Source organism: Pseudoalteromonas sp. Of7M-16 (assembly GCF_022347805.1).
GTDB lineage: Bacteria > Pseudomonadota > Gammaproteobacteria > Enterobacterales > Alteromonadaceae > Pseudoalteromonas > Pseudoalteromonas luteoviolacea_F.
Genome location: NZ_JAKRFY010000003.1, coordinates 298,845 through 323,324, shown reverse-complemented (window position 1 = coordinate 323,324; position 24,480 = coordinate 298,845). Strand labels below are relative to the sequence as shown.

Annotated in this window: 19 protein-coding genes; 11 read left to right on the top strand and 8 right to left on the bottom strand. The window is 43.2% G+C overall.

The genetic code is table 11. The annotated features are described in order from the left end of the window. Positions 1-33: 33 nt before the first annotated feature. Positions 34-2,487, bottom strand: coding sequence for a prolyl oligopeptidase family serine peptidase (locus tag MHN81_RS05165; protein WP_239425176.1), 2,454 nt, complete (start codon positions 2,485-2,487; stop codon positions 34-36). A 128-nt stretch (positions 2,488-2,615) separates the two neighbouring features. Here MHN81_RS05165 and MHN81_RS05160 point away from each other — a divergent pair, with 128 nt between their 5' ends. Then, entirely contained in the window at positions 2,616-3,695 is a 1,080-nt protein-coding gene (locus MHN81_RS05160; RefSeq protein WP_023397276.1) for a hemolysin family protein, read from the top strand. A 24-nt stretch (positions 3,696-3,719) separates the two neighbouring features. On the opposite strand, the gene MHN81_RS05155 is transcribed toward MHN81_RS05160, so the two are convergent. Next, entirely contained in the window at positions 3,720-4,928 is a 1,209-nt protein-coding gene (locus MHN81_RS05155) for an EAL domain-containing response regulator (protein ID WP_023397275.1), read from the bottom strand. A 230-nt stretch (positions 4,929-5,158) separates the two neighbouring features. On the opposite strand from MHN81_RS05155, the gene MHN81_RS05150 reads away from it, so the two are divergent. After that, positions 5,159-6,172, top strand: coding sequence for a site-2 protease family protein (locus MHN81_RS05150; protein ID WP_023397274.1), 1,014 nt, complete (start codon positions 5,159-5,161; stop codon positions 6,170-6,172). On the opposite strand, the gene MHN81_RS05145 is transcribed toward MHN81_RS05150, so the two are convergent. Further along, the gene (locus MHN81_RS05145) at positions 6,169-7,482 is read right to left on the bottom strand and encodes a TIGR00366 family protein (RefSeq protein ID WP_239425175.1); all 1,314 of its coding nucleotides are present in this window, start codon (positions 7,480-7,482) and stop codon (positions 6,169-6,171) included. The genes MHN81_RS05150 and MHN81_RS05145 overlap by 4 nt on opposite strands. A 314-nt stretch (positions 7,483-7,796) precedes the next feature. Here MHN81_RS05145 and MHN81_RS05140 point away from each other — a divergent pair, with 314 nt between their 5' ends. After that, on the top strand, positions 7,797-8,021 hold the full coding sequence (locus tag MHN81_RS05140) for a hypothetical protein (protein ID WP_023397272.1): 225 nt from the start codon (positions 7,797-7,799) through the stop codon (positions 8,019-8,021). 249 nt (positions 8,022-8,270) lie between these two features. Continuing rightward, positions 8,271-9,533: a hypothetical protein gene (locus tag MHN81_RS05135; RefSeq protein ID WP_239425174.1), complete on the top strand. Its 1,263-nt coding sequence runs from the start codon at positions 8,271-8,273 to the stop codon at positions 9,531-9,533. Between the two features lie 102 nt (positions 9,534-9,635). On the opposite strand, the gene MHN81_RS05130 is transcribed toward MHN81_RS05135, so the two are convergent. Next, the gene (locus tag MHN81_RS05130; protein ID WP_036974879.1) at positions 9,636-10,544 is read right to left on the bottom strand and encodes an AEC family transporter; all 909 of its coding nucleotides are present in this window, start codon (positions 10,542-10,544) and stop codon (positions 9,636-9,638) included. A 150-nt stretch (positions 10,545-10,694) separates the two neighbouring features. On the opposite strand from MHN81_RS05130, the gene MHN81_RS05125 reads away from it, so the two are divergent. After that, positions 10,695-11,066: a YacL family protein gene (locus MHN81_RS05125; RefSeq protein WP_239425173.1), complete on the top strand. Its 372-nt coding sequence runs from the start codon at positions 10,695-10,697 to the stop codon at positions 11,064-11,066. A 7-nt stretch (positions 11,067-11,073) separates the two neighbouring features. Here MHN81_RS05125 and MHN81_RS05120 read toward each other — a convergent pair whose 3' ends face one another. Beyond that, entirely contained in the window at positions 11,074-11,790 is a 717-nt protein-coding gene (locus MHN81_RS05120) for a 2OG-Fe(II) oxygenase (protein WP_023397267.1), read from the bottom strand. Between the two features lie 29 nt (positions 11,791-11,819). Here MHN81_RS05120 and MHN81_RS05115 point away from each other — a divergent pair, with 29 nt between their 5' ends. After that, positions 11,820-12,212: a thioesterase family protein gene (locus MHN81_RS05115; protein ID WP_023397266.1), complete on the top strand. Its 393-nt coding sequence runs from the start codon at positions 11,820-11,822 to the stop codon at positions 12,210-12,212. Between the two features lie 38 nt (positions 12,213-12,250). On the opposite strand, the gene MHN81_RS05110 is transcribed toward MHN81_RS05115, so the two are convergent. Both MHN81_RS05110 and uvrA read right to left on the bottom strand, forming a co-directional pair. Then, positions 12,251-13,312 carry a hypothetical protein gene (locus tag MHN81_RS05110; RefSeq protein ID WP_239425172.1) on the bottom strand — a complete coding sequence of 354 codons (1,062 nt, stop codon included), beginning with the start codon at positions 13,310-13,312 and terminating at the stop codon, positions 12,251-12,253. 67 nt (positions 13,313-13,379) lie between these two features. Continuing rightward, complete coding sequence (gene uvrA / locus MHN81_RS05105) at positions 13,380-16,199, bottom strand: excinuclease ABC subunit UvrA (protein WP_023397264.1); 2,820 nt, start codon at positions 16,197-16,199, stop codon at positions 13,380-13,382. A 425-nt stretch (positions 16,200-16,624) separates the two neighbouring features. Between uvrA and MHN81_RS05100 the strand changes: the two genes are divergently transcribed. From MHN81_RS05100 to MHN81_RS28220, 4 genes are all read left to right on the top strand, one after another. Further along, positions 16,625-17,314, top strand: a complete 690-nt coding sequence (locus tag MHN81_RS05100; RefSeq protein ID WP_052027324.1) for a transporter substrate-binding domain-containing protein — start codon at positions 16,625-16,627, stop codon at positions 17,312-17,314. 52 nt (positions 17,315-17,366) lie between these two features. Further along, positions 17,367-18,734, top strand: coding sequence for an MFS transporter (locus MHN81_RS05095; protein WP_023397262.1), 1,368 nt, complete (start codon positions 17,367-17,369; stop codon positions 18,732-18,734). Between the two features lie 107 nt (positions 18,735-18,841). Further along, positions 18,842-19,504: a single-stranded DNA-binding protein gene (ssb, locus tag MHN81_RS05090; protein WP_239425171.1), complete on the top strand. Its 663-nt coding sequence runs from the start codon at positions 18,842-18,844 to the stop codon at positions 19,502-19,504. 278 nt (positions 19,505-19,782) lie between these two features. Next, positions 19,783-21,345, top strand: a complete 1,563-nt coding sequence (locus MHN81_RS28220; RefSeq protein WP_239425170.1) for an EAL domain-containing protein — start codon at positions 19,783-19,785, stop codon at positions 21,343-21,345. On the opposite strand, the gene MHN81_RS05080 is transcribed toward MHN81_RS28220, so the two are convergent. After that, positions 21,337-22,239, bottom strand: coding sequence for a pyridoxal-phosphate dependent enzyme (locus MHN81_RS05080; protein WP_023397259.1), 903 nt, complete (start codon positions 22,237-22,239; stop codon positions 21,337-21,339). The genes MHN81_RS28220 and MHN81_RS05080 overlap by 9 nt on opposite strands. Before the next feature lie 211 nt (positions 22,240-22,450). On the opposite strand from MHN81_RS05080, the gene MHN81_RS05075 reads away from it, so the two are divergent. Next, a complete protein-coding gene (locus MHN81_RS05075; protein WP_023397258.1) occupies positions 22,451-24,463 on the top strand; it encodes a formylglycine-generating enzyme family protein in 2,013 nt (670 codons plus the stop codon). Positions 24,464-24,480 lie beyond the last annotated feature (17 nt).

Below are 24,480 nucleotides of genomic sequence, written 5' to 3'. Positions count from 1 at the left end.
AAAATAGCAGCACTAAAGTGCTGCTACAAGGTTTTATTTACCATACATGTGTTGCCACCATTGTGGCTCGTCTTTTAGATGCTTATCGAAATAAGCAAGCATAGTATCCCACCACTGGAAACGACGGTCTCTGGCAAATATTTGGTGATCTGCACCTTTATATTCAATAAGCTCGACGTCTTGATTGAGCATTTTTAAGGCGGTGTACATAATGTGGCTTTCTCCGACTGGTACGTTCACATCAGCATCGCCATGAACTAATAGCAGAGGGGTTTTAACTTTATCGGCATTGAACACAGGACTTTGCTGACTGTACAGCTTGCTGTTATTCCACGGGTAGCTATGCTTAGATGCCTCAGATGAGTATAGGTACCCCCACCAGCCATGACCCCAGTATGAAGTTAGGTTAGAGATCCCCGCGTGTGAAATTGAAGCGCTGAACATATCTGTTTTGGTGGCCAATGTCATTGTCATGAAGCCACCATAAGATGCGCCTAAATTACCTAAACGGTCCTTATCGACAAACTGGTACGCACTTAAGAATGCATTAGTGCCTTCAATGATATCGTCAGCTGCACGGTTGCCCCAATCATTGACATGTTTTGCCGAGAATTCTTGACCAAACCCTGTTGCGCCTGATGGTTGCAACACATAGACAACGTAGCCATTAGTTGCCCAAAAGTTAAATGGGTAACGGCCTGTAAAACCGCGTGAAACTGGCGATGTACCACCGTAATAGTAAATCAGTGCAGGGTGCTTTTTGTTTTTATCTAAGCCGTGTGGGATATATACGCGGCCTTTTATTTCAGTACCAGCGGAATTGGTAAAGTTAAACTCTTCCAGTGCGGCTATTTCTGCATTTTTGTATGCTAGAGGTTTTGAGTCCCACAGTGTGCTGACACGGTTGTTCTTTGCATTGAGTTGAACCAGCTTTTGTGGCGTTGAAGCTGTTGTTCCAGTGGCAATAATAATAGGGCTGCGCTTGTCGGCAACACTGTATCTCTCTACAACGTCTAATTTAGCTTTAAGTGGCTTAAATTTATTTTTACTCTCATCGAATAAATATAGCTTCTTGCGATCTTCATCAGTCACTCTTAGTACTAGATCACCGTTATTTAATACTTTGAATGAATCAATCGAAGGATCAAATTGCTTACTTAGGGCTTTAATTTCTTTGCCTTGTGTATTCATCCAGAACAACTGTGTGTCATAGTTGTTGGCTAGCACACCTTGAGCGAGTGTACGACCAGCTCCGTTGCCGAACTCTGCACCTGCTGTGACATAGATGCCATCATTACCATAGCGGGCATCATTGAATGTACCGTACTGGCCCAAAACTTTACTGCTATTGTTTGTTAGATCAAACTCTACCAATTCAGTTATGCCATGATATGGTGCATCGTAATGCTGTGGTGAGCGAGTCGCTAGGATACGCTTATTTTTGGCGTCGAAATCTTCAAGAGAATGGCTAAGGTCATGTTCAGTCACTGCTTGAATTAGACCTGTGCTGATGTCCATTAAATATACTTGGCTGATATTGCGCGCATAAGACCAGCGATCTTCTAGGCCTTTATAGTGTTTAACTATCTTGTCGCCTTCTGGAGCTGTTTTGGTCCAAGAGAAGATCAAAGTATTGTTATCAAAGAATTTGAACCCACTTGCGCCGGTTAAATCTTCAGCGATGACTGTTTCTTTAAGCGTTTTGATATTGAGCGTTTTAAGCTGTTTGTTTTGAACAAAGACCACAGCTTTAGAATCTTCTCTCCAACTAACCCCATTTGCATTAACGCCATTTAAACGATATACGACTTCACCGTCTTCGTTATAAAGTACAGTATCACGTAGCGCAGAGTTGCCTTTATTGTCTTGATATTGCTGCTTGGTGGCAACGTAGTGGTTTGCATCAGGAGATAGTGAAATTGCGCTGATAGTCGGAGAGTCGAAAAGCTGCTTTGCGGACAACGCTTTGGTGCTTTTTTGGGTAAATACCAGGGCATCATGCTCAGCATTTGGAGTATAGTCTACGACTACTTTTTTCCAATCACTGACTTGCTCAGCGACAATTAATAGTTGGTGATCGCCAGTGACGGCGTTCAATGAATAGCTATCTTTGCCTTCAATTTGTTGGCCATTCAAAAAGACATGGGCTTTCTCTATACCAGTCAGGTTCAGTTTACCTTGTACAAAGCGCGCTGCAGAAAACTCAAGTTTTAGTGCCTGTAAGCCACCCATTGTTAATGCATTGACGTCAGCCAGTGGTTGCCACTTGATCTGTTCGCCAAAGACTTCTAATGAGCTATTGTCTTCACTTAACTTGCTAACGAGCGTGTTCACAATTGCCGTTTGGTGGCCGGTATGGTGCGGTTTAGTTTGAATGTTTTGACCAATTGGACCAATAAATTGAATGTGCTGGCTATCGATTGGCGCTGCGCTGAGTTGCGTAGCTATTGCGGAAAATAGTAAAGTTACCGCTGACTTAAATTTCATAGTATGCGCCTATTGTAGGTAAATAATATGCGTTAATATAACATATTCATAAAGATTACTATGGGCTGTGCGATTAAGTGCTGTACAGCTAAGATATAAGAGAACGGTTGTTACGTGAGGAGTAGACCTTGTTTTTGTTAATTAGCTACATGTTTTTAGCTATCGCGATTTCTTTTTTATGCTCGGTTATGGAGGCGGTACTACTGAGTATCACGCCTAGCCATGTTGGGATGATGAAGCAACAAAACCCAACTTTGGCATCACGTGTGCAAAAGTTGAAAGACAATATTGATAAACCTCTAGCCGCTATATTGACGCTCAATACGGTTGCTCATACCGCAGGTGCAGCGGGGGTTGGTGCTCAAGCTGCCGTAGTATTTGGAGACGCGGCCGTTGGTATGGCTTCCGCGGTGATGACCTTGTTAGTACTCGTGCTGTCTGAAATTATTCCAAAAACGTTAGGTGCGACTTATTGGCGTGGACTCACGCCGAGTGTGAGTTTCGCTTTGGTGTGGATGGTACGCCTATTGAAGCCATTTGTGTGGATGTCTGATCAGTTAACCAAGCTCATAGGTAAAAAAGGTGATGAGTCTATTTATATTCGTCAGGAAATAGAGGCCATGGCGGAAATGGGCTCTCAAGCAGGCGCATTACAAGCTGAAGAATCAGCAACCATACGCAGCTTGCTCCAGTTTAGACATGCAAAGCTAGAAAACTTAATGACACCAAGAACGGTGTTATTTAAGGTGCATAAAGATATGACGGTGCATGATTATCTTGCAGATCACGGTTCAGTGTCTTTCTCGCGCGTGTTGGTTTTTGACCAAAACAGCGACGATATTGTTGGGTTTGTGCACAAAAATGACATTATGCTGGCTTATCACCGACTTGGTGAAGATTATAAGATCAGCAAGCTAATGAAGCCACTGTACACAGTGCCAGAAACCTTGGCTGCCCCGACTTTATTTCAAACCCTGTTAGAAAAACGTATTCATATTGCCCTGGTGGTCGACGAATATGGAGATATTCAAGGTATCGTCACGTTGGAAGACTTGTTGGAGTCCCTGATGGGCATGGATATCGTCGATGAACGTGAGCAAACTAGCGATATGCAGGCGGCGGCGAAACAAAAATGGCAACAACGTATAGACAATCATAGCCATTTAATTGTCACTGAAAATGAGCCTGAAGGACAAGATAAAAAGTAGTCTCAGACGTGCTGCGCTGGAAAGTTAAGGGTTTGAGTTAATCATTCTTTCCCATGAGTGTATCCAGCGCACAAATTCAGAGAGGGCTTTTGGTCGGCTGATCAAATAGCCCTGCATTAGCAGGCTGAATTTATACCTTTCTAAGTATTGAAGCTCTTCAATACGCTCAATGCCTTCGGCAACAATATCGAGTTGTTCATTTTGGGCTATGTCTATCAAACTATCGACCAAAACTTGTGAAAACCGATCTGACTCGATATAGGTGATCAAAGAGCGGTCGATTTTAATTTCTGTAAACGGCAGCGTTTTCAGCTGGTGGATATTAGTAAATCCAGTACCAAAATCATCAAGAGCAAGATCAAAGCCACGTAACCTGAGGCGGTTGATGGTTTCCAGTTGTAAACTGGTGACAATTGGTTGATGCTCGGTGATTTCGACAATGACCTCTTGAGGTTTTAAACGATTAAGCTCCAAAATTAGCGCAAGCTTATCTGGGCAGCTGGTATCATTGAGTTGAATGGGTGAAAGGTTAAAGGCCAACTTGAACGGGTAGTTTAATTCATTTCGGATGAGTTGAAACTCGGTTGCTGCTTTTTCAAAAAGCTGAAAAGTAAGCAAGTTTATCAAATCTAGATCTTCTGCAACGCCGATAAAGCGTTTTGGCAGCATGACTTGACCGTGCTCTTTAGACACAATACGCGCGAGTACTTCAATACTTTTAATTTGTTTGGTACCACGGTGCACCTTGGGTTGATAAAAAGGTGTGATCTCATGTTGGCTAATTGCCTCTAACAGCTTTTCTTCAGTGATGGGCTGTTCATACTCTTCTTCTGTTCCGACAAAGCTGTCTAATTTTTTTAAGTTTCTTTCAACATCAATGAGCTGCACTGGCTTTGCGATATTGCCAATTAAGTGTGTACAGTGTTGGCGCGCCAAATTGGCCGCTAAATCAATGATGCGATTTTCCATCTCTGAAATGATAATGATCCCGCCGGGATAATGTATTTCACCTAAATGGCGAATAAATTCCATACCATCCATTTCAGGCATGTTGAGATCGGTGAAGATGGCATCATAAGGGTAGGGGGACTGACGTATTTTTTCCAGAGCTTTTGGCGCACTGTCTACGGCGGTGACATGTTCAATATCGAGTTCAGATAGAATGGCTTGCATCACTACAAGGATCGCGTGAGAATCATCTACAACAAGTATACGTCGGCTACGATTGTTCATAATTTCCTGTCCCTAGGGCTGACTGTCTCTATGTGCTCGTTAAAGTTAGGCTGCTCTAATCTCTTTCATATCATTAATTAGATGACAAAAATATTTCAAAGAGGTCGAAAGACTCGGGTGAATTCGACATCCTAAGCGTAGTACAACTTGGTAAGAATTCACTCATTGTCTCTTCAATAGAGACTATGAATTGAGGATAATAGTGAAAATTTCGCAAAGTAGTGAATACGATGACAAGAATTGAGCTTCCTATCGGTGGCATGGCTATATCGATTATGGTAAGTCAGCATACGGTGGTACAGGTGTACAAAGAGCAGCAGTCAGTCCCCATTGAGGAGCACAGTGAACATCAGTTTAGTGTGGATTTAGGGACACATGTTTTGATGTTGGATACCACACAATTACAAACCAATGCGCTTGCTGTATCAATTGATCAATCACCGTGGCAATGGATTGAAGTACCTCATGCCATAGAAGAGCGACGGGGCAACTGGTTGGGCTTAGCGGCACTGGGTTTTAAGCTATTTAAAAGTGCCAAAGTAGTCAAAGCGGCATTGCTTGGTGCATCGGTAGCCGGGTATGCGTGGTTGTTTTCTTGGCAATTTGCATTGATGCTGGTGGCTTGTCTTGTGGTCCATGAATATGGGCATGTGCGCGCTATGAAATACTTTGGGTTGAAAACCAAAGGTTTTTATCTGATCCCTTTTGTCGGTGGCTTGGCTATGAGTGAAGATAAGATGACCACCCGTTGGCAGGATGTCATTATTTCTTTGATGGGACCCGCGTTTGGCTTGTTTACATCGGTGCTGGGTGTGGTGCTTTATTATGCGACCGGTGCGGAAATATTCGCAGGTGTTGCGGTACTCAGTGCACTGTTAAATTTATTTAACTTACTACCTATTTTGCCGCTGGATGGCGGGCATGTACTTAAAAGTATTAGTTTTTCAATGCGTTCTTGGGTAGGTTTGCTCGCTTGCCTTGCAGGGTTAGGGCTTGGGCTCTGGATCAGCTTCAGCTTTGGTTTGATGTTGTTGGCATTTTTCATCTTTATTGGCAGCATTGAAATTTTATTGGAATGGCGTACTCGTCATCAAACCCACATGCTGCCCTTAGACCGTTATGGACAGGTTGTCTCCGCTGTATTGTATGCGCTTGTCGCTGTCGGGCATATTGCCGTGATGTGGCATTTTGCAGACTCAGACAATGTGATCCTGAGCCTGCCTGTGAAAATTTTGTCTAGCTAAACAAAGGTTAAGATAGCCGCAATGATAATGCCTGTTACTAGAAGTTGTAGCAGGCAAAATCCCATAATATCTCTTGCTTTTAGCCCTGCAATTGCGAGCACAGGCAAGGCCCAAAATGGTTGGATAAGGTTTGTCCACGCATCTCCCCAGGCGACCGCCATGGCTACACGGGCAATATCGGCTTCTAAGGCCTGGGCCGCCGGGATCACAATTGGCGCCTGCACAGCCCACTGCCCACCCCCTGAAGGCACAAAAATATTCACTAAACCTGCACTCAGAAAGCTCCAAAAGGGCAGGCTTTGTGCGTCACTGATTGAGACGAATTCCGCTGAAATCTGCTCTGCAAGACCTGTTTGAACCATAATCGCCATGATCCCAGCATAAAATGGAAATTGGATCACAATACCGGCGCCCCCTTTAATTGCCTCTTGCAAAGAGTTGAGAATAAGGGTGGCCGAACCATGAAACAGAATTGCCAAGAACAAAAAGAGTGCAATGATGATATTGAGGTTTAGTCCACCTCCGGTAGCAATAAAATAGTAGCCTAAGTAGCAACAGCCTAGTAAGCCTATAGCCCTGCCAAGTAACGGTGTGTGCTCTAACCGTTCTGCGGGCGTTAATATATTTACCGTCTTTTCTGGCTCTGATGTTTTCAGCTTCGTTTTATCAATTAAAACTTGCTCTTTTTCAGGTGGTAACATAGCGCGATTTAGCAGCGGTAGCACCACCAGCATTGCACCGAGCAAGATTAAATTAAAGTATGAAAAAATGGTTTGTCCGGTGTTTAGAATACCAATTTGTGACTCGGCAAAGTGACCATCTGATGCAATGGTGAGGGGCACTGAGCCTGCAAGCCCGCCATGCCATACAATAAAGCCAGAATAAGCGCTGGCGACCAGCACCCGGTAATCTACATTGATGTGTCTGGCCAAAGCTTTGGCAAAGAGCGCACCGACCACTAGGCCAAAGCCCCAGTTTAACCAGCTTGCGAGCATCGAGATCAATGTGACTAGTAAAATAGCTTGCTTTGGAGACTTGGCACAGCGTGCAAGTTTATTGAGCAGCCTGCCACAAAAGGGGGTATTTGCCAGCATAAAGCCTGCAATCAAAACAAGTAACATCTGCATCGCAAATGTCAGTAAATTCCACAATCCACTTCCCCAGATTTGTACGGTTTCAATCGGGGTGGTTGGTGTGAATAGGGTTGCCATAAACATAACAAACAAGGTTAGTATAATGACAAAAACAAAGGGATCTGGCAGATAGCGCTCGACAAGTCGACTCAGTGGCCGTGTAATGGTGTTTAGCATGGATAAAGTCCTGTTGTTATTATGTAGGCCAGCATGGCTTTTTGTCACATAGTGAAGTGTATATGAAACAATGTGCTAAACAATAGTGGTGATATTGAACAATGTAACTAATAAAAGGACTAATAGTTAGTTAATTAGACTAATCTCAATTCTTTAATTTGAACTCTTTGTTTTTAACTTGTTGATACTTAACAAGTTAAATGTTGGCATATATTGTGATTAGTATTAAATATAGTGAATGAAGCAAGGAGCTTCTGTACACTCTGTCAAAATTTGATGTTTTTGGAATAGACATACAACAAAGAGAGGTATTTATGGCAGGACAAGGTTCTGGCGGTAATGTTATTGCGGCAATATGTAACGTATTTTTTCCTGGTTTAGGGCAGTTAGTTCAAGGCCGTTTGTTGGCAGCCATTATATTTGCCATTATTACGGTTGGTGGTTATGCACTGTGGTTTTTAGTCGTGCCCGCTATCATTGCTGCCGTTGTACACCTTTGGGCAATCATTGACGCAGCAAAGTACTCTTCACGGGATTAGCTTTGATAGCTAGATATATAAAATAGCTAGCTCAGTTGTATGGACAGAGTCATACCACTGAGCTTGACATATTAGTTGTCGGCTAAGCCTACCATTTACAATGAATGGCCCCTTTTTACTTTCAATGTTCTTTTGAAAATTCTCGTTTAAAGCTATTTGCAAATCAGCGAGTTTAGTCTGCTTATAGTGTTGTTTTATAAAGCACCTTGCAATACCATGCGGCTGGATTTTAATAAACTGGAAATTTCAATGCAGTCTCAAATTGAAAAACAGGTCATGATGACTAAAAAGCTCGCCTTAACCGCTGCTGTTGCGCTATCTCTTAGTGCATGTGGTGGTGGTTCTGGGGGGTCAAATGACACCCCGCAGGTAGCAGCTACACAAACAATTACTTACCAAGCATTACCTCATTTTGTCGACGCTAATGAAGGCGAACAAGTACGTTTATCGCTTAATACAACGGGAAGCGGTGCGTCAGATTTAAAGTTTGATTGGAAGGTAACATTTGATAATCAGCCTTTGACAATCACTGGGCAAGGTTCTGATTCTATTTCTTTCATAGCACCTGAAGTAGACGGTCGTCGCACAGTTCAAGTAAGAGTGTCATTGTCGGAAAGTAGTGCCGCTAATACATTTGGCTTTCAAGATCAGAATTTAACGGTCAATGTTGCTGATTTAACGCCTACAGGACCGACTGTAAGTCCAGAAAGTGATCTGGGCAATGTCGTAACAGAAGTCGACATGTCTGCGATGACGGCAGGTAGTACTTGGATAGAGACACAAAACGTATATTCAAAAGAAACACAGCTAGATAACGCACATACGGCATTGAATGTTCAGCTTACGCGTTCTTTTATTATGGGATCGGTTGATCAAAATAATCAGACGATTGAAACAAATTACTGTGGTTTCAAAGATGTTACTTCTGTTGATCTGGCTTCTGTGTTTGCCAGCGTAAGTTGTGATTCAGGTAACAGAACACGACAGTTTTTCCAAAAAGATGGCAGTTTCTCTGTTGTTGAAAAATGTGATGACACTGTAATTGGTCAAAGCACATTCAAACAAAAAAGTGCAGAATCTGTCACCAATTTTGGTAGTTTAACAATTAATTTTGCTAATTACCCTAAGCTTGAAAACAGCGCATGTGGTGTCATTGTATCAACGGTAGGTGAATCAATTAGCACAGAGAATGAAGTGCTGGCCTCTGTTGAGGCGACTGCGTTCCGTCTAATTACTGAATATGAAGGTAATAACTTTGAGGTTATGTTTGGCTTTGAAGGGACGACCGATGATTTCCTTGTTTCACTGGGTGGTATAGCTGGCGCTGAAAATAAAGCATCAGTTCAATCAGTTAGCTATGCGGAGCTTAACGGTGAAGCTACACGCGGACTATTAAAGTTAGACTTTGGTAATACTGATCTAAATATTAAAGGTACATTCGATTTAACTTTACCTAGTTCAACGGGTGTGAGTGAACAGCTTGAAGGTGAATTTGATCTTGTACTTGAATAAGTGTTGATAGCTGTTCAAAAGGGTCGTATTGATAACCAAATTCAACTCTAAAGTTACGAGGGTTGCAAAGATACATTTTGCAACCTTATTTTTTAAAATATCTTAAAGAACAAGCCAGTACAGCCACAGACTCATAGTTAGTGGGCTTAGAAGTGTGGACATGACAACGCTACTTGCCAGCGTTGCTTGCGCACATTTTTGCTGCCTAGCTACAAGGTAAGCATTCACACCAAGTGGGGATGCGGCCATTAACGTCAATACAGAAATATGCACCGAGGGTAAGCCCAACATCGATGCAAACCCCCAAACTATTGCAGGCAATAGCATGAGTTTCACTAGGCTTAGCAGTAGTGCACTCTGCCATGCTTGTTTCAATGAGTATTGCACTAAACTGACTCCCAGTACAAAAAGAGCACCTGCAATAGCGGGTTTAGCCAACCAATCTAATCCAGAAAGCACTAGAGTGGGAATAGAAAATTCAACTGCGTTAAGGAGCAGTCCTAAGCTGATACTCAATACAATCGGGTTGATAAATAAAGGTTTCAGTGTAGTTATAAGAGATTGTTGAGCTGTACTTGAGAACAAAAAGCTCAACGCAAACAGCAATGCACTATGAAAGGTAATAATCATAAATACCATTGCACCAGCATCATTGCCTAGGGCTGCGATGATCACCGGAAGGCCAACCAAAACCGTATTAGAATAGGTTCCCCCAAGTCCCCACATAGCAGCGTCACTTAAAGCCTCTCGATGAACGAGCCACTTTGCTGCAAGGGTTAAAAAGTAGCAGGCAGCCACGGGTAAGTAGAATGCGAGCATAATCTCAGCTGAAGCAACCTGAGACAGATCGGCACGATACATGTTTAAGAATAAAAATACGGGAATGGCGAGATAAAAAATAAAGCGCCTAAGCCCTTCTAGTTGATTGGTTGCAATAAAGCCACTCTTACCGCATACAAACCCGGTGAGTACTAAAAAAATCAAAGGAAAAAGAATTTCAACGGGTGTCATAAGCATACTGTTTACGCGTTAAGGAGCAGTATTATACGAATTACACAAATATTTTCACTGTCTTAATGAGGCTTATATTATTAACCGGATTACCCTTTTATTGTGAGTTAAGGATATAATTAAAGACTGTCCAGAAGAAATGAAAGTAGTATGGAATATCAGTTTATTAGAGATCCAATCACCGGCTATCGTGTTCGTATGTCGCAAGAGCATGCGCTGGTAGGTCGTTGGCTGAACGAAGAATTGGCAATTGCCGATGTGAAACAGTTTGTACAACAAATGGATATGATAGGCCAAGGTCAGGAAGAAATACGCTTAGAAGGCAAAGAAGTACGTCTTACGCTATCAAAAGATGAAGCATTATTTGAAGCGCACACGCTGTATCAAAATGAGGTTGATCTATCTCGCTATGAAGATGATTTTTTAGAATTAGACGAAGATGGATTAATGGCAGGGTGTGGGTTTGAAGATTTTCAAGCCCTGATGCTTGACTGGCAAGCATTTACTCAGGGCCGCAGGTAATTGTCGTTTAAGCTGTTGCTTGTTGAGGCGGTGCGCCGTATAAACGTTCGGCTCTTTGGAATAGCACCCAAGAGGTGAGAATATATTTATCATTGGAGCGCGGCATGTTGCCCCTGTGAGTATGGGTGAAATAACTAGGGGCGATCACCATACTGCCCTGCTTTGGTGCTAGCTTTTTGTTTTGATAGAAAAACTCAGTTTCTCCGCCTTCTTCAACATCATTGAGGTAAAACATAAATAACAACACGCGGTGTAGCGCTTCATTGTGATGAAGTTGAGGGTATACCTCACTGTGCCAGTATGGATAGCCGCCTTTATTTACTGGATACTTTTGCGCTTGAATGGGGCCAAGTCTAAACAGTTGTTGAGTTAATACGTGAAGTTGGGGCTTACCTACTTCTTCAAAGTTTTCTACAGTTAGGTTTACTGGTTCACCTGTTTGCGGATGGTAGACATTGAGACCAAACGCCCCTAGCATCATAAAAAAGTGTTCTTCGATGTATTGAAATAGATACTTTGATGTGACTTGTTCAATTTCTCGCAATTGATTTTGATATTCAGGGTGATTGTTGAGATATAAATCTTGGCTGACTTTTTTGCTAAGGTCGACGCCGCCAGAAGTTTGCCCTTGAGCTAAATGTGGACTTTTATCAAAGGTTTGCATAAATTTGTTGCAAAACTCTGCACTGAGTGCATTGTCATAAACGCGAATAAAATCAGTCATCTCAATCCTCAAAGGTTGTTAGAATTATTATGCTTACAGAAAAAATCATGCCACGTTTTAGTGAAACTGACGTGCTAGGCCATATAAACAATACCGTACTCCCCGTTTGGTTTGAAGCGGCAAGGGCACCTATTTTCAAAATTTTTACACCAGATTTAAATCCACGCAACTGGAAGTTGATTGTTGCTAAGGTGGAAGTCACTTTTAAAGGAGAGCTATTTTACGGTCAGGAAGTGGAGATCAAGACCATGATTGAAAAAGTGGGCAATAGCTCCTTTGTTATTTTACAGCAAGCCTGGCAGCACGCAGAGTGCTGCGCTGAGGGGCGAACTACCATGGTACGTTATGACTTTGCAGCGAAAGCATCGCAATCTCTTGATGAACGTGAGCGAACTGCGTTGTCAGAGTATCTCGTAAAGTAGCAATAAGGCGCTGTATATACAGCGCCATCTAGTATTGGTTATTTGGTCATTACCCGAGTCTTAAATTGATGTCCTAGCGCTGCGGAGATGCAGGGGAGGACATCGTATTTGTAGCTTGATAAAGTATTGGAGTCATCGAGTTTGGTGATTTGTAAAATCTCGTAATCATTCAATTCAATTACTCGTGTTCCTGATGCATGTTCACAACGTGAGCGTGAGTCAGCTTCATACTCATAGATAAAATGTGCCAATATACGTTTTAAGTGGGTTTCGTACTTAACCGAATTTTCACTGACTGTAGAAATTCTCATTTTAAAATCTTCAAAGTCAGGGTCTTGCTCTGCCGATACTTTTTGTTGATCTGCGGGCTCAAGTTTTAATACATTCACTGTGCTAGTTTGCGGTCCTTCATTATTTGCAGTTGTCACATTGATAGGTTGATTGGCGATAATCTCAAACCACCCTTTGAAAAACTGATTCACGCCACCAGACAAGCCTGTGTGCGATAACAGATTGGCTACTTGTACCAGAATAAATAAGCTAAAGATAAAACGTAACAGCCCAGTGGTCACTGGGAATTTGTAATCTATGGGTTGCCAAATACGGTGTAAGCCAAATGGCCTAAGTAATATCAGCATTAATAAGTATAACGGCTGAATGATTTGTAAGAGCAGCAACAATACAATGGTGGTAAGAAAAAACCATGTTGGCAGCGAGAGAAGGACACTGAGATTATGGCTATATGGCAAAGGATCTGAACTGACACCTGTAATGTCATTGATCATGCCAGCGGCTTGTACCAATGCATAGTTAGCGATAAAGGCATAAAAGAGTAAAATAATTGCCTTACCAGGTAAACTCTCCCAAAACACCAAAAATTTTGGCCAAAATTCATAGGTCATGGCACACAGAACAAGTACTGCAACCAAATTCACCCAGCCGGTATTATCCTGATTTGCAAATACTATTGCGTAGATGCTAATAAAAAAAGCTGAAAAGTAAAGTCGTTGTGGTGTGTTAAGTGAATGCCAAAAGCGTTCGAATGGTGCGCTTATTTTTGTCGCAGCTTGCTTCATTGCGATCCAAGCGGGGTGGTTCATTGTTATTATCATCCCTACTGTTAAAACCAAGTTGCAGCGGCGAGTATACGCCGCTGCACCTCAGTATTTATAACATAGGCTTAAGATAACGACCAGTATGGGATTGCGGGTGCTGTGCCACTTCTTCAGGTGTGCCTGACACCAAAATTTGACCTCCGCCTGAGCCTCCTTCTGGGCCAAGGTCGACAATCCAGTCTGCGGTTTTAATGACATCCAAGTTGTGCTCGATAACCACAACCGTGTTGCCATGATCTCGAAGCCGATGCAGTACTACTAGTAGCTGTTGAATATCGTGAAAATGCAGGCCTGTGGTTGGTTCATCCAAAATGTAGAGTGTTTTACCTGTATCCCGCTTGGATAACTCACGAGCTAACTTAACTCGTTGTGCCTCACCGCCAGAGAGTGTTGTAGCTGCTTGACCGAGACGGATATATGATAAACCAACGTCCATAAGAGTTTGTAGCTTGCGGTTGATAGCGGGAATTTTATCGAAAAATTCTCTGGCATCTTCAACGGTCATCTCCAAAACTTCATGGATATTCTTACCTTTGTATAACACCTCTAGAGTTTCTCTATTATAACGTTTACCTGTACATACATCGCAGGGAACATAGACGTCTGGTAAAAAGTGCATCTCTACCTTGAGTACCCCGTCACCCTGACAAGCCTCACAGCGACCACCTTTGACATTAAAACTAAATCGACCCACTTTATAACCACGAGAGCGGGCCTCTTGAGTACCTGCAAATAGTTCTCGGATCGCAGTAAAGATACCTGTGTAAGTTGCGGGGTTGGAACGCGGAGTTCTGCCTATTGGGCTTTGATCAATGTCGATGACTTTGTCAAAGTGATCCAGACCTTTAATGTCCTTATGTGGTGCAGGCTCTGACACTGTAGCACCATTTAAAGCACGGTGCGCCAGTTTATATAAAGTGTCATTGACCAGGGTCGATTTACCTGAACCTGATACACCTGTGATGCACGTCATCAAGCCAAATGGGATCCTTAAGTCGACATTTTTTAAGTTGTTACCAGTTGCTCCAAACAGCTCTAACCATTTATCATTTGACTGGTGTCGCTCTTTTGGTACTGCGATTTCTTTACTACCTGCTAAATACTGCCCTGTTAGAGAGTCTGGGTTTGCAATAATGTCTTCTCGACTCCCCTCTGCTACCACATGGCCACCATGAACGCCTGCACCAGGGCCTATATCAATAATGTGATCCGCGGCGCGTATTGCGTCTTCATCATGTTCGACGACAATAACGGTATTTCCGAGATCACGTAAATGTGTCAGTGTGCTAAGAAGTCGATCGTTATCCCTTTGGTGTAGGCCAATTGAGGGTTCATCGAGTACATACATAACGCCTACCAGCCCGGCTCCTATTTGGCTTGCCAGCCTGATCCGTTGAGCTTCACCACCCGATAAAGTGTCAGCACTGCGCTCGAGAGATAAGTAGTTGAGTCCAACATTGATTAAAAATGACAGTCTATCGCGGATTTCTTTTAATACTTTTTCAGCGATTTGTGCTTTTTGGCCCGTGAGCGTCAACGACTCAAAAAACTGACATGCTTCACCAATACTCATCGTTGTGACGACTGGTAGATTAGTATCGCCAATAAAGACGTGTCTCGCTTCTTCTCTGAGGCGTGAACCATTACAGCTTGGGCATGCTTGACTGGTTTGGTATTTTGCGAGCTCTTCACGAACTGAAGTGGATTCGGTTTCATGATAGCGGCGGTTCATATTATTTAACACGCCTTCAAACTCGTGATTTCGGGTGATCAGATCACCTCTATCATTGCGATAATTAAAGGCAATTTTGGTGTTGCCAGAGCCTTCTAAGACAACCTTTTGCGCCGCTTCGGGCAGCTCGCCAAAGGGAAGCTCTAAATCAAAGTCGTAGTGCTCTGCAACAGAGCTGAGCATCTGAAAGTAATAGAAACTACGCTTGTCCCACCCTTTAATTGCACCGCCAGCAAGACTTAACTCAGGATTCTGTACAACTCGATTTGGATCGAAATACTGCCTTACACCTAGACCATCACAGCTTTGACAAGCACCGGCTGGATTGTTAAACGAAAACAGCCGAGGCTCCAACTCCGCCATTGCGTAGCCGCAGGTTGGGCAGGCAAAATTGGCTGAAAAAATAATGTCTTCAGCATCTGGGTCATCCATACTGGCAATTTGTGCAATACCATCTGCTAAATCCAGCGCAGTTTCAAAGGATTCAGCTAAACGTTGTTGCAGGCCATCTTTGACTTTAAATCGGTCGACCACAACTTCTATCGTGTGCTTTTTATGCAGTTCTAATGTCGGAGGATCTGACAGGTCACATACTTCACCATCGATCCGTGCTCGTATGAAACCTTGGCTTGCCAACTGCTCTAATAACTTAACATGTTCACCTTTACGGTTTTTAACTACCGGGGCGAGTAACATGAGTTTACTGCCTTCAGGTTGAGCCAGAGCTGTATCAACCATTTGGCTGATAGTTTGCGCTTTCAGAGGGAGATCGTGGGTCGGGCAGCGGGGTTCTCCAACACGGGCGAATAACAGTCGCAAATAATCATAGATTTCAGTGATGGTACCAACTGTTGAGCGCGGGTTATGCGAAGTTGACTTTTGCTCGATAGAAATTGCAGGGGATAGCCCCTCAATGTGGTCAACGTCAGGCTTCTCCATCAGAGATAAAAACTGTCTGGCATAAGCGGAAAGAGATTCTACATAGCGTCTTTGGCCTTCAGCGTATAGCGTATCGAAAGCGAGCGATGACTTCCCTGAACCAGATAGTCCTGTAATGACGATTAATTTGTCTCTTGGGATGGTCAAAGAGATGTCTTTGAGGTTATGCGTTCGCGCACCTCTTACTTCTATTTTATCCATAGTGGCCTTTTGTGAATCTCATGTGCTTGCAACCAATTCTTGGAGTGTATATCACATTCGCTTATTTTTAATATTTCACCGCTGCGCTGAGATATGTATACCTTACATGACACTATTTGAAGCTAAGTGATCATTCAATGGGTATGCAAACTAAATTATGGGTAGCTGTATACTCATACAGTATACATAAAAGCTGTGGTTATTCTACCTTTGCTACGTGCTAAGCGCTGTGATGGCTCACTCAAATGAGGTAGATTGCAAAACTAGCTGGATTAAGCCCTGCATGGTATCGCATCGCAAAGACAAAATTAAGCTTTTGTAAAAATAAACAACTAAACTTGTTTTTGAGTATTGGCAACAGAGTTGTGTGTGTGCGCTTTTTGCTTTTGAGTCTTTTTTTTCTGTCGCCAGTGTGGGCGTGTGAGATGACGGTGCGATTTGAAAATTACGCCGCACAATCGCGCTTGGATGAAGAAAAAGGCTGGCATGGCATGGATGTAGACTTTGCTAAGGCATTACTTGATGAAGCTGGGTGTAGTTATAAATTTGTCAGTATTCCTTGGGGCCGATCTTTGAAAATGCTCGAAGCAGGTAATATTGATTTGGTGCTGAGTGTTACGCAAACTGAAGAACGTACCAAGTTTGCCCACTTTGTTGGCCCACAACGGATGGAAACTATTGTATTTGCTATGAATGCAGAGCGGTTATTTGATGTGGAAACAATGGAAGACTTATTTTCTCTACCTGTGCCAGTAGCTATTCAACAGGGGGCATTTTATGGCCCTAGATTCACACAGCGGTATGAAAAACAATTAAACAAAGGTACTCAATTTATTTTTGTTCCCGATAATCAAACTAAGCTAAGTTTACTAAAACATGGGCGCATAGCCGGATTTTTGGAAGAAAAATTTAACATCATTTTTCAGTCAACCAATCACCCTGATTTTATGACCATCAAGATCGCGCCTTTAATAATCAATCAGTCTCCTGTCTATTATGCATTTAGCAAAAAAAGTGTGTCTGAGAAGCAATTAAAGCAGTTGACTGAAGCCTTTAGTTCATTAAATAAATCTGGGCGTTTAAGTGAGATATTAAAAAAATATCAGTTAGACTGAGTTTTTGCTAAACTAGCTCGCGATTTTTTACTGTTTGACTTTACATTGCTTTATGTCCAATCAATCTTTGAACCAAATTGAAAAACGCGCCGCATTTTCGTTAGCGGGTGTCTTCGCATTTCGCATGCTCGGGTTATTCATGCTCATGCCTGTGTTGGCGATTTATAGTGATTCTTTCGAAGATGTGTCACCGCTTTGGATTGGTTTGGCCATTGGGGCGTATGGTTTGACCCAAGCGCTATTGCAAATACCAATGGGGTGGCTATCGGATAAGTACGGGCGTAAACCCATTATTATTGGTGGGTTAGTTGTTTTTGCTATCGGCTCTGTGATAGCGGCAACGGCTGAGTCTATTTACTGGGTAACCGCCGGCAGGGCTCTTCAAGGTATGGGGGCGATTGCCAGTGCGCTACTTGCCTTGGCGTCTGATTTAAGCCGTGATGAGCAGCGACCAAAAGTGATGGCCGTAATAGGTATGTGTATCGGGCTAAGCTTTGCGGTGGCGATGTTAGTGGGCCCCATGGTCGCAGCTGCTTTTGGTATTGCGGGGGTATTTTGGTTAACTGCAATTTTGGCTTTAGTGGGCATCTTGATTGTGTTATTTGTGGTTCCAAATGCAGTGCACAAAGCACCTAAAGGCGATACGGTGGCATCCTTGTCAGATATCAAGAACCTTATTAAACACCCACAACTGCTGCGTCTTGACCTTGGGGTGTTAATGCTACATTTAACGCTAACAACCCTGTTTGTGGTGTTACCAGCCAAGTTAATCGACGATGGTCTGGACGCACAGTCTCATTGGCAAATATATATCCCAGTACTCATTTTAGCTTTTGTGTTGATGGCGCCAATGATGATTGTTGCGATCAAAAAACAAAAAGAAAAGCAGGTCTTTTTGGGCGCAATTGCGATGTTAAGCATAAGCACTTTTCTGCTGATTTGGCTATCACATTCACTGTGGGGCATTGCACTGGCTATGACTTTATACTTCATCGCATTTAACTTCCTAGAAGCCACAATGCCAGCATTGGTATCTAGAATATCGCCTGCTACACAAAAAGGTTCAGCGATGGGCGTGTTTTCTTCCGGCCAATTCTTGGGGGCTTTTCTAGGTGGTGTGCTGGGAGGGTATCTCGCGCAAAACTACGAAACGCAATCTGTATTTGCCGCTGCGGCAGGAATTGGGGTAATATGGCTGGTTATTGCATGGCGCATGCAAGTCCCTCCACGTAGTAAGGCGCTGAGCTTTGTAACGGAACTCGATAAACCTCAGCATGCACAAACACTTGCTGATAAACTGGTTACATTACCGGGCGTGTTAGAGGCGACTGTTGTCAGTGAAGAAAATCGCGCTTATCTAAAAGTGGACGAAAGTAAATTTGATTTAAACCAAGCTAAGCAAATTTTATATCCTGCGTAACGGGTACTTGGTTGCGATGAGAAGTCGAATTCGAAGCGCAATCGTTATACAATCGTGTTGTAGAATATAACTAAGCAATGCTTGTAATTGTGTGAGGAGAGGGTGCCATGGCACGCGGTGTGAATAAAGTAATCTTGGTGGGTAACTTAGGCCAAGATCCTGAAGTACGATATATGCCCAACGGTAATGGTGTGGCGAATATTAGTATTGCTACCACTGATAGTTGGAAAGACAAAAATACAGGCCAGATGCAAGAGCGTACTGAATGGCACCGAGTGGTGTTGTTTGGCAAATTAGCTGAAGTGGCTGGTGAATACTTACGCAAGGGTTCTCAGGTTTATATTGAAGGCCGTTTGCAAACGCGTAAGTGGACTGATCAAAGTGGTCAAGATAAATACACCACGGAGATTGTCGTTGATATGGGCGGCCAAATGCAAATGTTAGGCGGTCGCAACGAGCAGGGTGGTCAATATCAGTCTGGTGGTAACCAAGGTGGTTATGGTCAGCAGCAAGGCGGTTTTGCACCTCAGCAAAACAACCAACAGCAATATGGTCAGCAGCCTGCGGCTCAGCAAGGTGGCTTTGCTCCTCAGCAACAAGCACCTCAACAAAATGCACCTCAACCACAAAACAACAACTTTGGTGGCCAGTCTCAAAGTGCACCAGCTCAAGGCAGTCAGCCACAGGGCGGTTTTGCACCTCAGCAGCAAGGCAGTGCTTCTAATCCAATGGAGCCACCAATCGACTTTGACGACGATATTCCGTTCTAAGCGTTATCTGAGATCGACTGTTGATACAACAGAAAAAGCCTCGTTTGATACGAGGCTTTTTTGTTTTTGGCTCTTAAGACGTAATGAGGTTCAAACCCACTAAAAATAATACACGCAAGATCAGCAGCTTTTAGGATTCTTAATCAGGTCTCCTTGAGTTTTGTATTAGATTGAACAAAACTTTAATCAGAATCATTAATGGCAGCTTTATCATGTTTCACTTTGCGCTTACAGAACACTCAGTTAAACGTGAGTACGTGTTTTTGGGGGCGTGGTGTGTGTTATTCATAGTATTAAACTTGGCGATAGTCCAGTTTACCGGCACTTGGATAGCAGAAGAAGCAAATCGTCTAAATGTTCAATTGGCGTACTACATTGTACCCGTTCCAGCTCAAGAGTTAAGTGTGCTGGTCCAGCAATTTGGGTTTAGTATTTTCCCCAGCAATGATGTGTTAATAGCTTGGCTTTCAAGTCCTTATCATTTTAAAGTTGGTGAGCATTCAATGAGCCTCTATCCAAGTAATATGATCAATTGGGCTGTTACGTGCTGTTTGTGGCTCAATGCAGTATTAGTGAGCGCAGGTGTATTGGGCTGGATTGCTATGTCGAAGCGGGCTAAGTCCCCTGATCGTAGGCGCAAACTGATTGGCGAAAAAACGATGAGTGCCAGCCCAGATGTAATGCATGTTGCTACAGAGCAGCAAGTAACCATGTTTGCGATGTTTAAGTGGCGTTGTGAATTACCCAAACATATCGAGCCACAAAGCCATTTTAGCGTGACATTGGCCAAGTGTTTTAACAAATATAAGTACTGTTCGGCCAAGTATCTATCGTCAGGTACACTCACCGTCACACTCAGCGTATTAAATAAAGATGAAGTAGAGCAAACTGTTAAACGATTGCATGAAGTGGTGTATCAGGCTTTGCTAGCTTTCAGGGGGGATTTATCACGCAGCGCGGTAAAATGTGGAGCATGCTTTTACAGCGAAGGAGCAGACCAAACACAAGTATATCAAATTGCGAGGTCGTCCCTCAGTGTCGCGCAAAATCACGTTTGGCAGCATATTCATATGTTACCGCTCAATCACACCTTAGCCGAAAGCCTATTGGATGCTGAAATCAACATCATGGAAGACATTAGAGCAGGTCGGTTTGTGTTATTTTGCCAGCCCTTGTTTGATTTTAAATCACAGGATGTGATCCAAAGTGAAGCGCTGTTGCGTGTAAGACATAAAACCTTGGGGCTGATCACCGCTGGTCAATTTATCCATAAAATACATCTTAATGAACACTTAATTGAACTTGATAAAGCCATCGTTGTACAGGCGTTAAAAGTGCTGGCAAAAGAGCCTAGAGGGTTTTCTGTGAGTGTAAATTTACACGTAGTGAATTGGTCCAATAGTGATTTTTTAAACTGGCTGATTGTGACGCTGAAAGAATCGGGTCGAGCGAGCGAAGTGACCTTGGAATTAATGATTAATGATTTTTACCAACATAAGGCTTATTTTGAGCAGTTTTTTAGCTCGCTGGCGTCATTAGGAACGAATGTGGTATTGGATCATGTTATTAAACCGCTAGACATAGTGCAGCTCCATACATTGCATAATGTGGTGGGGATCAAACTTGCCTTTGAATTAATTCATGACATTAACAGTTGTGCCAAACGCAGGGCGGTCGTCAAACAAATCGTGAATCAAGCGAAAAAGTTGCAGATCCCAGTCTATGCAGTGGGGGTTGAAACACAGGATGAGTTTAATTGTATCAAGCGATTGGGTGTAGATGGAGCACAAGGCTATTTCTTCAGTGCTCCGCTGTTAGAGTTGGAAAACAGTTTAAATTAGTTGTCGATAACGCAAACCATCAAGCCCTTGCAAACCACCTGTATGTATGGCGACGATGGTGCTGCCGCGAGGGAAGTAATCTTGTTGAATGAGTTGCCAAAGGCCAAAGAGCATTTTTCCACTATAAATAGGTTCTAGAGGGAGATGGTATTGGCGTTTCATGTGCTGACAAAACTGCCACAAAGCAGCTGAAAATTTGCCATAACCTCCATCGTGAAACTGCGAAAGTATCTGCCAGTTTGGTTTTGTTGCAGCACTGGGGTTCAATTTAGTGACCTCTTCATTGAGATAGTGAGCGCCTTTTAGTACCGCAAGTCCCAGCACGTGTGTTGCATCATCAATACCGTTTAGTAGCCCCGCGAGTGTTCCACCACTGCCGACAGCACAGCAAAGGTAGTCGCTTCTAGGGAGAGATTGGGCTAGCTCTTTACAACCTTGTAGGGCGAATTTGTTACTGCCGCCTTCGGGAATGATGTACGCGGTTGGAAATTGACGCTGAAGTTGTGCCAAATAGTCTGTTTCATGGCGCTGGCGATACTCGACACGGGTAACTGGAAGCAAATTAACGCCACAGGCTTTTGCAAAGCGAAGTGTTGGATTTTTGGGGTCTAGGTTTGGACCTCTGACAATGAAATGGGCAGGTATCTGAAATACCTTGCTCGCCATTGCTGTGGCGTATAAATGATTGGAAAATGCGCCACCAAATGTAAGGAGCGATTGGTATTGCTGACGTTTTAGCTCTAGGAGGTTGTATTTCAGTTTTCGCCATTTATTACCTTGTACTGTAGGGTGAAGTAGGTCGTCTCTTTTTATAATTAAGTCGATTTTCTTTTCTACCAATAATGGGTGATTAATGGTCTGAAGAGGCGATTCTGTGTGGCTTGAGGTCAGCATATGATTTTCGAATTATCTATAAATAGGCGCTTTGAGGTTATTATTTCATGAAAATGTGCTCAGAACACTGGTAAGGACGTGACTATTAGTTGTAAACTCAGATATTAATTGTGCAAGGCTTGTGTTTTACTTCGTAAGTACATAGCATTAAGCATTAAAACATTAAAAATAACAAAGACCAAAACAACTGCCGCTGTTGGGAATGGAATATATGCGAATTGCTCCTTTATCTCTTTTTGTCTCTGCCGCCTTATTGTCTGTAAGTGTTTGGGCACAAGATACTGCGACTGTGACAGCTATCGAGTCAGAGCGCTCCGAGAAACAAGCTGAGTTAGATAGATATACTCAGGTATTAGACAAACACGTGGCTGAAGAAGCCCGTTTACAATCACAGCTTGAACTGTTGAGGAATAACTCGACAGAGTTGGACAAAGAAAAAAATCAGGCACTAGATGCCATGAATGACTTGTATCGTCGCCTTATCGACGATCCTTCTATCGATATTTCCTCTGCACAGACGAGATATCAGCAATCAGTGGCTGATCATAAGTCTAACAAAGAAGATATTGCGATGCAGTTAGCGGCCATAGCATCGCACCGTAAAGATATTGAGCAAATTCGCGTTAGCAAACACACCTTAGTTAACACACTTGCTAGCTTAAAAGACCAGCTGAGCACGGCGCGCGTTGAGCGACTTCGCAATGAGTTTACTCGAGAGGGGACATTGGAAGTTGAGCATACCATTAACTGTAAGCGCACCGAGACACTGGCAGCGTGTGAACAGAGGGGCCAACAGCTAGGATTGCAAAAAGCGACCAAGCGCTTTATCGATCAAATCTTTGCCAACTTAACCGAGCAGCGTATTGTCGAACCAAAAAGGCACCTAGCAGGTGCTCAAGTGCAGGTTGTCAGTAGCCATGTAATAGGCAGTGCGTTTAGCGGTCAAGGTAATTACAGCGTTAATTTAAGTGTCACAATGCGTGGTGACGTGAACAACAGTCGCCTGTGTGGCTTGTTGACACTTGATAATCGTTTTTGTAGTGAGTATGGCACACCGCTGTCAGTTGGATATCAAGCAAGTTATCCAACAACATTTAGTGATAGCCAGCTCACATTCAAAGATGAGTTAGATAAACCTGAAACAAGTATTCCTAGTGTTACTACATTGCAGCCAAAGGCTGAAATCAAATCACAAATTATTCAGCAATCACCACAAGACAGACAAGTTGATCTGACATTACGTTCAAATGTCTATGATGATGAAGTGTTTATTGATGGCGTAAGCTACGGCTCGACCAAGTTAGTTGTGAGTGTACCACTTGGCTCATACGATATTGAAATTCGCAAGCTCGGTTATGAGTCATATACGGCAAGAGTCGATGTACGACGTGCTCGAACGATTAACGCGAAGCTCATAAAAAAGCCTGAGTCGATTGCTGCACCGACACCCAAAAGAGAGCAAGTTGAGCGCCAAGCAGCGGTACAAAAATCGGTGACTCCTAACTTGATTAAAAACAAAGAGGTCATTATCCCAGCAGGGTCCTTCCAAATGGGGGATTTGACGGGAAATGGACTAGCCAATGAGCGCCCTGTTGTTGAAAAAGTGCTCAGTCATTCGTATGCAATGCAAAGTAATGAAGTGACGGTTGCTGAATTTCGACAGTTTGTCACCAGCTCAGGATTTCAAACTGAAGCAGAAAAAGGCGCTGGATGTGCTCACTACAAAAATGGTGAGCCGATTTGGGAAAGTGAATACAATTGGAGCAACCCAGGTTTTGAGCAGGCAGATAACTTTCCTGTTGTTTGCGTGACATACGAAGATGCAAAGGCTTATGCCAACTGGTTGTCAGCCGAACAGGGGATCCAATATCGTCTACCCAATGAAGTTGAGTGGGAATACGCAGCGAGAGCTGGCACTGGTTCAGAGTACCCGTGGGGCAATGAGATTGGTAGAGGGCTCGCTAACTGCGGTTGGTGTGGTAGTGAGTGGTCAAATAAAAGTCCTGCTCCTGTAGGTGAATTTTCACCAAATAACTATGGTTTATATGATACCGTTGGCAACGTGTGGGAGTGGACGCAAAAGCGAGCTTCACAAGAGGATGTAACGGTACGCGGTGGTGCATGGAATTTTGCACCTAGCTTGGCTCGAGTGTCGACTCGCCTAGCGCTAGCGCCTGATTTTAGAGCCAACTACATTGGTTTTAGATTGGTTCGAGAAAGATAACTAAAACGTGCCCTGAA